Source organism: Gilliamella sp. B2772, assembly GCF_026536985.1.
In the GTDB taxonomy this organism is placed as follows: domain Bacteria; phylum Pseudomonadota; class Gammaproteobacteria; order Enterobacterales; family Orbaceae; genus Gilliamella; species Gilliamella apicola_E.
In genome coordinates, this window is sequence record NZ_JAFNNB010000002.1 from 41114 (window position 1) to 53632 (window position 12519).

The 12519-nt window shown below is 34.3% G+C and carries 13 protein-coding genes; 5 read left to right on the plus strand and 8 right to left on the minus strand.

The window, feature by feature from the left end; all coding sequences use genetic code 11:
• Positions 1–7 precede the first annotated feature (7 nt).
• Positions 8–940, minus strand: a complete 933-nt coding sequence (gene glyQ / locus J3T98_RS05405) for a glycine--tRNA ligase subunit alpha (RefSeq protein WP_065562010.1) — start codon at positions 938–940, stop codon at positions 8–10.
• A 202-nt stretch (positions 941–1142) separates the two neighbouring features.
• Between glyQ and envC the strand changes: the two genes are divergently transcribed.
• Together envC and J3T98_RS05415 are read left to right on the plus strand one after the other, a co-directional pair.
• Positions 1143–2351: a murein hydrolase activator EnvC gene (envC, locus tag J3T98_RS05410; protein WP_267330946.1), complete on the plus strand. Its 1209-nt coding sequence runs from the start codon at positions 1143–1145 to the stop codon at positions 2349–2351.
• Positions 2348–3145 (plus strand): divergent polysaccharide deacetylase family protein, encoded by a 798-nt coding sequence (locus J3T98_RS05415; RefSeq protein WP_065735032.1) that lies wholly within the window; start codon positions 2348–2350, stop codon positions 3143–3145. Before envC ends, J3T98_RS05415 begins: the two co-directional genes overlap by 4 nt.
• Positions 3146–3151: 6 nt before the next feature.
• Here J3T98_RS05415 and rapZ read toward each other — a convergent pair whose 3' ends face one another.
• The 4 genes from rapZ to dsbB all read right to left on the minus strand — a co-directional run bounded on the left by rapZ (position 3152) and on the right by dsbB (position 6030).
• Positions 3152–4000 (minus strand): RNase adapter RapZ, encoded by an 849-nt coding sequence (rapZ, locus tag J3T98_RS05420; RefSeq protein WP_065735033.1) that lies wholly within the window; start codon positions 3998–4000, stop codon positions 3152–3154.
• A 93-nt stretch (positions 4001–4093) separates the two neighbouring features.
• Positions 4094–4690, minus strand: a complete 597-nt coding sequence (locus tag J3T98_RS05425) for an XTP/dITP diphosphatase (protein ID WP_065735034.1) — start codon at positions 4688–4690, stop codon at positions 4094–4096.
• A 74-nt stretch (positions 4691–4764) separates the two neighbouring features.
• On the minus strand, positions 4765–5421 hold the full coding sequence (gene rluA / locus J3T98_RS05430) for a bifunctional tRNA pseudouridine(32) synthase/23S rRNA pseudouridine(746) synthase RluA (protein ID WP_267362329.1): 657 nt from the start codon (positions 5419–5421) through the stop codon (positions 4765–4767).
• Positions 5422–5496: 75 nt separating this feature from the next.
• Positions 5497–6030, minus strand: a complete 534-nt coding sequence (dsbB, locus tag J3T98_RS05435) for a disulfide bond formation protein DsbB (RefSeq protein WP_065735035.1) — start codon at positions 6028–6030, stop codon at positions 5497–5499.
• Between the two features lie 148 nt (positions 6031–6178).
• Between dsbB and rluC the strand changes: the two genes are divergently transcribed.
• Both rluC and J3T98_RS05445 read left to right on the plus strand, forming a co-directional pair.
• Complete coding sequence (gene rluC / locus J3T98_RS05440; protein WP_267362330.1) at positions 6179–7153, plus strand: 23S rRNA pseudouridine(955/2504/2580) synthase RluC; 975 nt, start codon at positions 6179–6181, stop codon at positions 7151–7153.
• A 26-nt stretch (positions 7154–7179) separates the two neighbouring features.
• Entirely contained in the window at positions 7180–7839 is a 660-nt protein-coding gene (locus J3T98_RS05445) for a histidine phosphatase family protein (protein ID WP_267362331.1), read from the plus strand.
• Positions 7840–7900: 61 nt separating this feature from the next.
• Here the strand turns inward: J3T98_RS05445 and J3T98_RS05450 are convergent, their stop codons facing one another.
• The 3 genes from J3T98_RS05450 to proS form a co-directional block, all read right to left on the minus strand.
• On the minus strand, positions 7901–9355 hold the full coding sequence (locus J3T98_RS05450) for a M48 family metalloprotease (protein ID WP_267362333.1): 1455 nt from the start codon (positions 9353–9355) through the stop codon (positions 7901–7903).
• A 134-nt stretch (positions 9356–9489) separates the two neighbouring features.
• Complete coding sequence (locus J3T98_RS05455) at positions 9490–10041, minus strand: tyrosine-protein phosphatase (RefSeq protein ID WP_065735038.1); 552 nt, start codon at positions 10039–10041, stop codon at positions 9490–9492.
• A gap of 33 nt (positions 10042–10074) precedes the next feature.
• Positions 10075–11790: a proline--tRNA ligase gene (gene proS, locus J3T98_RS05460; RefSeq protein WP_267362334.1), complete on the minus strand. Its 1716-nt coding sequence runs from the start codon at positions 11788–11790 to the stop codon at positions 10075–10077.
• 171 nt (positions 11791–11961) lie between these two features.
• On the opposite strand from proS, the gene J3T98_RS05465 reads away from it, so the two are divergent.
• Positions 11962–12342 (plus strand): hypothetical protein, encoded by a 381-nt coding sequence (locus J3T98_RS05465; RefSeq protein ID WP_220225583.1) that lies wholly within the window; start codon positions 11962–11964, stop codon positions 12340–12342.
• Positions 12343–12519 lie beyond the last annotated feature (177 nt).

Genomic DNA, 12519 nt, shown 5'->3' on the forward strand with positions numbered 1-12519 from the left:
TCAATTCCTACTTTGATGCATTTTGGTTAGAACGTTTATTTTGGCACATTGGAAATCCAAGTGCTTCACGAGAGGCGTAATATGCTTCAGCAACCATTTTTGTTAATGTTCTGATACGCAATATGTAACGTTGTCGCTCAGTTACTGAAATAGCTTTGCGGGCATCAAGTAAATTGAAGCAGTGAGCTGCTTTTAAAATACGTTCATAAGCAGGTAGCGGTAGAGGTTTTTCTAATTCAAGTAACATTTTTGCTTCTTTTTCATGTTGTTCAAAACAATAAAATAAGAAATCAATATTAGCGTACTCGAAATTATAAGTGGATTGTTCAACTTCGTTTTGGTGAAAAACATCACCATAAGTGGTTTTACCAAATGCGCCATCACTCCAGATTAAATCATAAACGCTATCTACACCTTGAATATACATAGCAAGGCGTTCTAAACCATAAGTAATCTCTCCAGTCACCGGTTTACACTCAAGACCACCAACTTGTTGGAAATAGGTAAATTGGGTCACTTCCATACCGTTTAACCAAACTTCCCAACCTAATCCCCATGCACCTAATGTTGGATTTTCCCAATTGTCTTCTACAAAACGGATATCGTTAACAGTTGGATCAAGACCAAGCTCTTTTAGTGATCCTAAGTAAAGTTCTTGGATATTATCTGGTGATGGTTTTAAGATAACTTGGAATTGGTAATAATGTTGTAACCTATTAGGATTTTCACCATAACGACCATCAGTAGGGCGACGAGAAGGTTGAACGTAAGCAGCATTAATCGGTTCAGGACCAAGTGCTCTTAAACAGGTCATTGGATGAGAAGTACCTGCGCCGACTTCCATATCTAATGGCTGAATCACTGTACAACCTTGATTAGCCCAATAATCTTGTAACGTAAGTATTAAACCCTGAAAGGTTTTGACATTAAACTTTTGCATGATGTTATCTTTGTGGTTAAATTAATTTTTACTACAAATTAAATAGTGCTACATTTTATACTTTTTATTAGTGCTTGTGAAATGCCTAATTACTTTTATTAATAAAGTTACATAATATAGTTTTCATTTTGCATCTTTACACATTTGTAGGTATAGTAAAGTTATCTTTATTGCTTGGTAATAAATCATAAATAAAAAGGCCATGTCTATTTATCGTAATCTATTGATTATTTTATTTATTGGATTAATGAATACACATTTTGTGTATGCTGATGATAATCAACAATTAGAATCATTGCGTCGTTCAATTAAAGAGCATGAAAAGCGCCTAGCAGAACAAACAAAAGAACGGACTCAATTGGTCAATGATCTTAAAAACCAAGAAACTGAAATTGCTAATTTACTTACATCGATTGAAAAAAATGGTCTTACTCTAAAAAAATTAGATGGGGAAATTACTAATTTAATCAAGCAAATTGATGAATTAACCATTAAACAAAATCAACAACGAGATGAGTTATCCAAACAGCTTGAAAGCGCATTTAAATTAGGAAAAAATACCAATTTTAAGTTGATCTTTGCTAGCGAACAAAGTGAGCGTAATGAACGCCTTATTACTTATTTTCGTTATATTAATGAAGCAAGACAACAACAAATAAATAAGCTTCGTGAAACGCAATTACAACTCAATGAAAAGAAAAATGCTTTGCAAAAAAAGCAAGCCACTCAAAAAACACTACATAACAAGCAAAAACAAGAGCAAATAGCCTTAGAAAAAAATCACCAAAAACGCCAAAAAACTATCAATTCTCTTGAATCATCAATGCAAAAAAATCAACAAAAATTAGCTCAACTTAAAGATAATGAAGCGAAATTACAGGCTAAGATTGCTCAAGCAGAAAGAGAAAACCGTCGAATTGCGGAAGAAGAAGCAAGACAAGCCAAAAATATCCAAGAAAAACAAAAGAATACAAATTATACACCTAACGCGGATGAACGTGCATTAATGGCTCGAGTTAGTGGTATTGGTAAACCACAGAATCAATTTCTTTGGCCTGTAAATGGTAGTATTGCTCATCGATTTGGTGAGGCTTTGCAAGGTGAACTTCGTTGGAAGGGAATGGTGATAAATGCCAAAGATGGCACACAAGTCAAAGCAATTACTGATGGTCGAGTTATCCTAGCCAGCTGGCTGCAAGGTTATGGTTTTGTGGTTGCGCTTGAGCACGGTAAAGGCGATATGAGTTTATATGGCTATAACCAACGTGTTTTAGTAGAAGTCGGTGATAATGTTAGGACAGATCAGCCGATTGCAATTGTTGGTTCAAGCGGAGGTCAAAATACTCCTGGGCTTTATTTTGAAATTCGCCGAGATGGTAAAGCATTAGATCCTAGTGGTTGGTTAAAATGATTAAACGTATATTATATATAGGGATATTATTATTAAATGTAAATAGTGCATATGCTGCGAAACTAGCGTTAGTGATTGATGATTTTGGTTATCGTCAACATAATGAAGAACAGATTATTTTATTTTCACCCAACATTACAATTGCTGTTTTACCACATTCACCAAATGCCAAACATATCGCAACCTTTGCTCATCAACATGGTAATGATGTGATTATTCACTTACCTATGGCTCCTATGGGGAAACAACCTCTAGAAAAAGATACTCTATTTCCTTATATGGATGAAGCAGAAGTAAAAAGAATTGTTGATGATGCAGTATCCCTAGTTCCATATGCAATAGGTGTAAATAATCATATGGGCAGTTTGATGACATCAAATTTCAATGGTATGCACAATGTTATGAAAGCATTAAGTCATCACTCAATGTTTTTTTTGGATAGTAAAACGATAGGTAAAACTCAAGTAAAAAATGCCGCAACTGATTATAATATAACTGTAATTGGGCGTGATGTATTTTTAGATGATAAGCAGATAGAAAGTGCTATTAGTCAGCAGTTTGATCTGGCAGTTAAAATTGCGCAAAAAAATGGTTATGCTATCGCCATTGGCCATCCACATCCTCAAACCGTTAATGTTTTAAGAGCAAAATTAGCTAATTTGCCTGACAATATCGAATTAGTTAAAGTCAGTGAATTAATTAAACCGGCTAAACCTAAGCTAACTCTGAAAGATATTTTTGAAAAATATAAAAAACGATTTGAGGAGTTACCAAATTTTGAACTTTCAGAGTAGTAGTAATTATTTTTTTTCAAGTGTTCGATGACGAATTTGCACTTGTTTATTTTGCGCTTTAAAAAACCCGGCTAATTGTTCTGCAATAAAAACAGAACGGTGTTGCCCGCCTGTACAACCGATGGCTATCGTTAAATAGCTACGATTATTTTTTTCTAACATTGGTAACCACTGTTGTAAATAATTGGCTGTTTGATAAATGAAATTGGTAACTTCATCATGTTTTAGTAAGAAATTTTTAACAGGCTCATCTAAGCCAGTTAATGGACGTAATGATATATCCCAATGCGGGTTAGGTAAAAATCTTACATCAAATACGAAATCAGCATCGACAGGTAAACCATGTTTAAAGCCAAATGATTCAAAAATCATGGTTAATTCCCGCTCTTTTTTTCCTAAAATCCGTGAACGAAGAATATTAGATAACTCATGAACTGAAAGATTATCAGTATTTATAACTAAACTTGCGTGTGATTTTAAAGGCTCTAAATACTTCTCTTCAAGATCAATGGCTTCTTCTAAAGAGTATTTTTGATTGGTTAGTGGATGTATTCGTCTTGTTTCGCTATAACGTCGGATCAGAGTATTACGACTACAATCAAAAAAGATTATTTCAGGAGTAACAGAGGATGGTAATCGCTGAAAAATATCATGATCAAAATTAAAGTTAGCTGGTAAATTGCGAATATCGATACTAACCGCAACAGGTGTATTGTTATCTTTTAATGATTCTGCAAGTTGCGGTAATAATGCGACGGGAATATTATCAACACAATAAAAACCCATATCTTCTAATGCGCGTAATGCAATTGATTTTCCTGAACCAGAACGGCCACTTACTATCAACAATATCACAATATCGACTCCAAAATAATTGGTGCACTAGTATATACTGTTTAGTTCAACATGTGCAATTCATGAAAAGAAACAATAAGCTAAATAAATTCTCTAATAATCTGTTTTTATTTTAGCTATTAACTGTTTTAAAGCCTGTCCACGATGAGAAATCTGACTTTTATGTTCTTTAGTTAACTCTGCTGCACTGCAATTAAGCTCAGGAATATAGAATAATGGATCATAACCAAAACCACCACTTCCATGAGGTTCATTCATAATTAATCCATTCCATTTCCCTAAACAGATGATTGGTGTAGGATCATTTTCGTGTCGCATAAAAGCGAGTGCGCAATAAAAGTATGCTGTCCTTTTTTCTTTAGGCACATCTTTTAATTCAAGTAATAGCTTTTCATTATTGCTTTTGTCATTACCATGTTCTCCCGCATAACGAGCGGAATAGATACCAGGTTGCCCGTTTAGTGCTTGAACAACTAAACCTGAATCATCTGCTATCGCCGGTAGTTGAGTCACTTTTGCGGTATGTCTTGCTTTTAAGATGGCATTTTCAATAAATGTTAGGCCTGTTTCTTCTATATCAGGAACATTGAAGCTATTTTGGGCTATAACATCAAATCCAGCATCGGCTAAAAGCGTTTGTAATTCATTGACCTTTCCTTGGTTATTAGTGGCTAAAACAATTTTCTGCATTTAATGACTCCATGATATTAGTTTTATATCGTAATTAGTTAATCAAGTATAGCAAGTATATGTACGCTTAAATTTTAAAAATTAGGTTCACAACGGAATGTCAGGCTTTCACCGGTTTTAGGATGATTTATTGTTAGATGTTGAGCATGTAACAATAACCTTTTTGACATTGAAAATGCTTCAGGATGAGCATAAAATTTATCGCCTAAAATAGGATGCCCTATAGCTTGCATATGCACTCTTAATTGATGAGAGCGCCCTGTAAATGGAAACAATGCCACCCGAGTTGTATTATCATTATTGCGTGAAATAACTTGATAATGTGTTAATGCATATTTGCCATTTTCATGATCTACCATCTGTCTTGGGCGATTAGGCCAATCACAAATTAATGGGAGTTCGACTTGGCCTGCGTTATCCTTAAGGTGACCGTGGACCACAGCAATATATGTTTTTTTAGGTATACGCTCTCTAAACTGCTTTTTAATTTCTCTATCTGCTAATTTAGATAAAGCAGCAACCATAATGCCACTCGTAGCCATATCTAGACGATGGACTGATTCAACATAACTATATTTTTGTTGTAAACGATGAATAATACTATCTATAAATTGTGGTTTATTTCCTGAAACCGACAAAATACCAGGTTGTTTGTTAACCACAACAATATGATCATCTTGATATAAAATAGTTAACCAAGGATCAATGGGGGGATGATATTCCAAAAGCATTTAGTGTGATAATTTGTCAAATTAAATTGTCACACATTCTAACAAACTCGGTAAAAAGTGCCAGTTGAAATAAACTTATTTACTCCAGATTGACTTTTTATTAGCTGAAAACAATTGGCAAAATAGTATGATTAAACTAACAAAAAGATAGCAAGCAAAAATGATTATCATCCATTGCGACATTTCAATAGTTAAGAACGACCAGATTTTTTCAGAACAAGAACCATAAGCATTAAACATGCTTGGTAACCATTCATTTAATGGTAACCAAGAAGGGAATTGGACATTAATTGCACAGGTATCACTTAAATCCGGTTCGAACTGCAAATGGGCATGAAAAGTTGCTAATTCAAACCCCTTAAAAGCGCTAAATAGCCAGATTAATATGCCAGCTAGTCTAAATATTAATTTTTTGGGGTTGATAAGTCCAACGATGCTGCCAAACATTATACCGTAAATTGCACATCGCTGATAAATACATAAAGTACAAGGAGCTAGGCCTAAACCGTGTTGGAAATAGAGAGCAGTCAATTCAAAAATAGCGGTGGAAAGAAACAATAAAAACCAAGCAAATCTTCCTCGAGAGTATTGGTTGAGTAAATACAACATACTATTTTATTCCTCCATATTCCGCTATAATCATTTTATATTAAGGTTATTAAAATTAACCAATCTTATTCTTATTACCATTAGTGTAGTTTATTTTTAAGTAATGTAAAACGACTTTTATTTATTAAGGGTGGATTAATCTTTTCTTATGGACTCAAACGTTCAACAAACAAAATTACAAGTCTCATTTGTCACAATCACTGAAGAAAATGTGACACAACGAATTGACAACTTTTTAATAACATACCTTAAAGGTGTGCCTAAAAGTATGATTTATCGCATACTTAGAAAAGGGGAAGTGCGTGTCAACAAAAAGCGGATTAAGCCAGAATATAAATTAACCATTGGTGATGAGGTTCGAATTCCACCTATTCGTGTTTCAGAAAAAACAGTTCCTGAAATTTCAAAAAAACTGAATAAAGTTGCTGATTTAGAAAAATCAATTATTTATGAAGATGATGTGATTCTTGCGATTAATAAACCATCTGGCATTGCCGTACATGGTGGAAGTGGCTTAAGTTTTGGCGTTATTGAAGGATTAAGAGCATTAAGACCTGAAGCCAAATTTTTAGAATTAGTACATCGTATCGATCGTGAAACATCTGGTGTTTTACTTATTGCTAAGAAACGTTCTGCACTAAAAGCATTACATCAACAACTTCGTTTAAAACAGATGCAAAAAAATTATTTAGCTTTAGTGAAAGGTAATTGGCCTTCTGAATGTAAAGTTGTACAAGCACCACTATTAAAAAATGTACTCAAAAGTGGTGAACGCGTGGTTAAGGTAAATGCAGAAGGTAAGCCATCTGAAACACGATTCAAAGTGGAAGAACGCTTTGGTTTTGCAACATTAATAAAAGCTAGCCCCGTAACCGGACGAACGCATCAAATTCGTGTACACACTCAATATGTTAATCATCCAATAGCATTTGATGATCGTTACGGAGATAGCCAATTTGATGAATTATTAGCTAAAAGCAAACTTAATCGATTATTTTTACATGCAGCTAATGTGAAATTTATTCATCCAAAAACTTTACAAGAGATGCAATTACATGCCCCGATGGATAATATATTGCAAAACTGTTTAATCCAGATTAGAAATGATAAATATCAACAATGATTTAAATGAGAAGGTAATCAACAATAATGAAAGATCTTAATTTATATTTAATTAGACATGGTCAAACCGAATGGAATATTAAAGATCAAATGCAAGGATCGAAAAATTCGCCTTTGACAGAAAATGGTGTTTTAGGCGCTCAAATCACAGGAAAGCATCTGAAAAATATACCTTTTATACAAGCCTACTCAAGCCCACAACAACGGGCTAAAGAAACTCGAGATTATATCATTCATGAAAATGACAATGTCATTCCGACTTTTGAACTTGATAATCTAAGAGAAATGGATTTTGGTCTTTGGGAAGGCAAACATGTTCCTTCATTAAAAAAAGAAATACCTGAATTCACGACTTATTTAACCGATCCTGAAAACTTTGACTCATCTATTAACCAAGGTGAAAACTACCTTGATATACTTTCTCGTATGAAAGAAGCTTTAAATGTTATCGTAAAAAATGCACCGCAAGATGAAGGTAATATTTTAGTTGTATCACATGGTACGGTTTTAAGAATATTACTTTGTGTTTTAAATGGTGGAGATTGGCGTAAACATCGTGATGAAGATTATTTCCCACGAGTGTTAAATACCAGTATAAGTGTAGTTAACTATAAGCAAACTGATGATAAGCCTGAAGGGGAATTTTCAGTTAAGTTTTATAATAATGTCGATCATTTAAACAATTAATTACCGTTAATTTTGTCATGTATACTCGGCTAATTAAGTTATTAGCCGAGTAATATTCAGACTACCTTCTGCTATAAGCAGCGTAACGTTTTTGTAATTGTTTTAATTGATTAATTCTTGCGTCAATTTTTGAAATTAATGTTTGATTACCTTTAGCTTGAGCTCTAGCATTTGTTAATAATTGAATTGCTTCTGGGAAACGTCCTTCAAGCGCGATTGATTCTGCCCTTGCACTCATTTCTTGAGCTCTCGATTTTATTCCCCCATAAGCGGTAACCAGTAAATCCCAACCATTAGTATCATCATTGTGATCAAATGTATAACGATGCAATAAACTCACCGCTTGCTGATATTGGCCATCTTTTATATAAGCATTAGCAAGATTTAATTGTAATACAGCATTATCCGGTGATCGTTTTAAGGCAGATTGTAAACGAGCTATGGCTTCTTTATTATTATTACTTTCTAAATTGATATCTGTCATTAAATCAATGTACCAAATATTATCTGGATCATTATCTAATAACGGTTGCAATTGAATTTTTGCTTGAACAAGATTTTTACTTTTGTAATTACTTAATGCGACGGCATAGGTTAGCGCCTTTTTACCTTGATCGGTATTCAATTTGCGATAATTATCAAGTAATAGTTTAGCGGTATTATTATTTCCCATAAGTATTGCTATTCGGGCCTTAGCTAAATAATAACTTAATGAGGAAGGTACATTTTTTTTAGAATATTGCAAAGAGCGATTGCGCATATCCGATAAACGGCTATTCGGTAATGGGTGAGTCATTAAAATTTCAGGCGGTTTACTACTGAAGCGACTTTGATCAGCCAGTTTTTGTAAAAATTCAGAAGATGCATGAGGATCAAATCCGGCTTTTGCTATGGTTCTAAGCCCAACCCTATCGGCTTCTTGTTCATTTGATTGAGTAAAACTAATCATGCTCTGTGTCGAACTTGCCATGGTGGTTGTCATTGCCGCCATACCCGCTTCTGGATTAGCTAATGTTAATAGTAATGAACCTAAGGCTCCTCCCCAAACATAAGGACTATTTTTATTTTGAGCCTCCATAGCGCGAGCTAAATGGCGTTGAGTAACATGCCCAATTTCGTGAGCCATAACCGAAGCTAATTGGCTTTCATTATCAGTATCCATAATTATTCTTGAATGAATGACAACATTACCGCCAAAAAAAGCAAAGGCATTGAGCACATTACTTTTCATTATATAAAAATGGAAAGGGGTTTGAACTGATTCAGATTTAGAAACTAATTTTTTTCCTAAATTATTAATATACTGATTTAAGACAGGGTCATTGGCTATAGGAGCACTGCCTCGTAACAATCGCACATAATAATCACCCATCTCTTTTTCTTGCCCGATGCTTAATGTGGTTGCAGCTGCGGTTCCCATCTCAGGTAGTGTTATATTATCTGCTGCATAAACAATAGGTGTAATTTGTAAGAATAGTGATGTTGATAGTACCAATGCGATTGCTTTTTTTAACATATTTATGACTCATAAAAAAATTTGATTATGAAACATTTTAGCTTAAAAAAAAGACAATATCACTTTGAATTTTTTATCAAATTGAGCTATTTATTTGATAAAGACTATTTAGTTTATTAAATTAAATAATGAAATTATTCAAATACAGCATGGCGAATATATTCTACATCAACGTTTTCAATGTATTTTCGTATGTTAGGATAAACATTGTAGTGATGACCAAATTCAGTTTGCATTAACTCATTAATTGCTTGAGATTTAGTCCAATTCTCAAAAACCAAACGGTACATAGCAATAGTGACGCCGGTACGATCACTGCCTTGCCAACAATGGATTAATATCGGTTTAGGAGAGGTATGAATCGCTTTCATTACTTGGATCATTTTCTCATCAGTAATATCACCTGCCCGCATTCGAATCCAAACTTCTGATATCTGTGCATTTTCGACTAACTCTCGATCGCTGTGAAATAGCCGTAAATTTATAATGGTTTTAAAGCCAAGTTTATCAAGCTGCGCTATCTGCTCTACACTGGGTTGCTCAGAGCGATAGACATCATTAGAAACTTGATAAAAATTATCGGGGAGATGTAAAGAATTGATATTAGATTGGCAACCACTAATGATAAAGCACAAGTAACACAATAAGAAAATATTAGTTATTTTGGATATTTTATTACAGGCCATTTGTGCTCCAATATTAAAATCTAATTCTTAAATTTATTGTTGACGTTTTTTAATAAATTCAACGATATCATCAACTTTAATTAATTCTTTATCGCCACCCGCACGATGTTTGTATTCCACTTCACCATTATCAAGGTTACGTTCACCAATAACGATAGTATGAGGAATACCAATAAGTTCGGCATCTGCAAACATAACACCAGGACGCTCTTTACGATCATCAAATAATACTTCAATACCCAGAGCTTGGAGATCGGCATAAAGTTTTTCAGCAGTGGCTTGTACTTTTTCTGATTTATGCATATTCATTGGAATAATGACAACACTAAATGGTGCAATCGCTTCTGGCCAAATAATCCCTCGATCGTCATGGCATTGTTCAATTGCAGCTGCAACAATTCGGCTAACCCCAATTCCATAACAGCCCATGATCATCACATGGTTTTGTCCATCTTCACCTTGGACAGTTGCTTTCATTGCTTCTGAATACTTAGTACCAAGTTGGAAAATATGCCCAACTTCAATACCACGTTTAATTTGTAATGTCCCTTTACCATCTGGGCTAATATCGCCTTCAACCACATTACGAATATCTTCAATGCGAGGTAAAGCGACATCTCTTTCCCAATTGATATTGAAATAATGTTTATGATCAATGTTGGCGCCAGCACTAAAATCACTCATTACTGCCACATCACGGTCAATGATGATTGGCATATTAAGGTTTACTGGTCCTAAAGAGCCAGGTCCTGCATTCACTACCACGCGAATTTCTTCTTCAGTTGCAAATTCAAGCGGTGATGCCACAATATCAATTTTTTCCGCTTTGATTTCGTTCAACGTATGATCACCACGGACTAATAAAGCTACAAGTTGGTGCCCACTCTCTTTAGTCGCCTTAACCATGAGTGTTTTAACTGTTTTTTCAATCGGTAAATTGAATTGTGCAACTAATTCATCAATTGTTTTGGCATCAGGTGTATCAACCAGTTCTATTGCCTTAGTTGGTCCTGATCGGCTTTGCGTTGGTGCTAATGCTTGTGCCATCTCAATATTAGCAGCGTAGTCAGATTCAGTTGAAAAGACAATATCATCTTCACCACTATCGGCTAATACTTGGAACTCATGCGACCAGTTGCCACCAATAGAACCCGTATCAGCACGCACTGCTCTAAAATTTAAGCCTGCACGAGTAAATACCGCACTGTAAGCCTTATACATATCATCATAGGTTTCTTGTAAAGATTCTTGTGAAGTATGAAACGAATAAGCATCTTTCATAATAAATTCACGCGAACGCATTACCCCAAATCGTGGGCGGACTTCGTCGCGGAATTTGGTTTGAATTTGATAAACATTAAGCGGTAATTGTTTATAGGAACTGACTTCATTACGAAGTAAGTCAGTGATCACTTCCTCATGGGTTGGGCCTAATACAAAATCACGGTCACCACGGTCTTTAATACGTAATAGCTCTGGACCATATTGTTCCCAACGACCACTCTCTTGCCAAATATCAGCAGGCTGTACAACAGGCATTAATACTTCAATTGCACCGGCTTTATTCATCTCTTCCCGAACAATATTTTCAACTTTTTTAAGTACACGATAGCCAGTGGGTAGCCAAGTATATAGTCCAGCGGCAACTTTACGGATCATGCCGGCACGTAACATTAATTGATGGCTTATCACTTCAGCATCAGTGGGTGTCTCTTTTAATGTAGATAGAAGATATTTACTGGTTCGCATAAATTTATCCTGAAAAAAATAATGTACTAATGAATATACTAAAATGTGAGCTAGTTTAGCAGTACCTAACGTAACACTAAAGTAATTTTATTGGTTATTGTTGTTATGATTAAAAATATAGAGTAAATTTAGATAATTATAAGATTAGAAAAATAATAAGGTTGAATATTTTTGAAATTTTTATCTCGTATTGCTCTTATTCTGTTTTGCATGGTTCTATTTTACTATCCATTCAAAATTACCAAATATTATTTAATGGATATGAGTTATGATGAAATTTCAAATGTCGGTTGGCACTTTGATACTTGCAAAACTAAAGATGATGCTTTAGTAAGCAGTAATGATTGCCCGTGTGGTGGATTAATCGAACCGGATGATGGTTTTTACATTAACAACGAAGGATACATGTTCTTGGATAATGAACTCTATGGTAAGGTGACTTTGATAGAAAAACCAAGCTATTTTCAAACGGAGCTTTATACAGGGGGAACATTAAAAATTGAACATATAGATACGGGGTTAATTTGTTACTTCGACTCTGTTATGGATTAAAATTACGGGTATTATAAAATTGTTACTATGATTCTATATAATCACTTTGATATGTTTTTAAACCCAAATTAGGTGTCAAAAACCCCGCTCCTCAACTTTTTTTAATTTATTTAAGGATAAAAATTTAATCTCAATTATTAGCTTGATTAGCTAATACTTATCACCATAATATAGCAT

Coding starts and splice junctions, on each gene's coding strand:
- glyQ (WP_065562010.1), bottom strand. CDS start 940: ATGCAAAAGTTTAATGTCAAAACCTTTCAGGGTTTAATACTTACGTTA.
- envC (WP_267330946.1), top strand. CDS start 1,143: ATGTCTATTTATCGTAATCTATTGATTATTTTATTTATTGGATTAATG.
- J3T98_RS05415 (WP_065735032.1), top strand. CDS start 2,348: ATGATTAAACGTATATTATATATAGGGATATTATTATTAAATGTAAAT.
- J3T98_RS05425 (WP_065735034.1), bottom strand. CDS start 4,690: ATGCAGAAAATTGTTTTAGCCACTAATAACCAAGGAAAGGTCAATGAA.
- rluA (WP_267362329.1), bottom strand. CDS start 5,421: ATGCTTTTGGAATATCATCCCCCCATTGATCCTTGGTTAACTATTTTA.
- dsbB (WP_065735035.1), bottom strand. CDS start 6,030: ATGTTGTATTTACTCAACCAATACTCTCGAGGAAGATTTGCTTGGTTT.
- rluC (WP_267362330.1), top strand. CDS start 6,179: ATGGACTCAAACGTTCAACAAACAAAATTACAAGTCTCATTTGTCACA.
- J3T98_RS05445 (WP_267362331.1), top strand. CDS start 7,180: ATGAAAGATCTTAATTTATATTTAATTAGACATGGTCAAACCGAATGG.
- J3T98_RS05450 (WP_267362333.1), bottom strand. CDS start 9,355: ATGTTAAAAAAAGCAATCGCATTGGTACTATCAACATCACTATTCTTA.
- J3T98_RS05455 (WP_065735038.1), bottom strand. CDS start 10,041: ATGGCCTGTAATAAAATATCCAAAATAACTAATATTTTCTTATTGTGT.
- proS (WP_267362334.1), bottom strand. CDS start 11,790: ATGCGAACCAGTAAATATCTTCTATCTACATTAAAAGAGACACCCACT.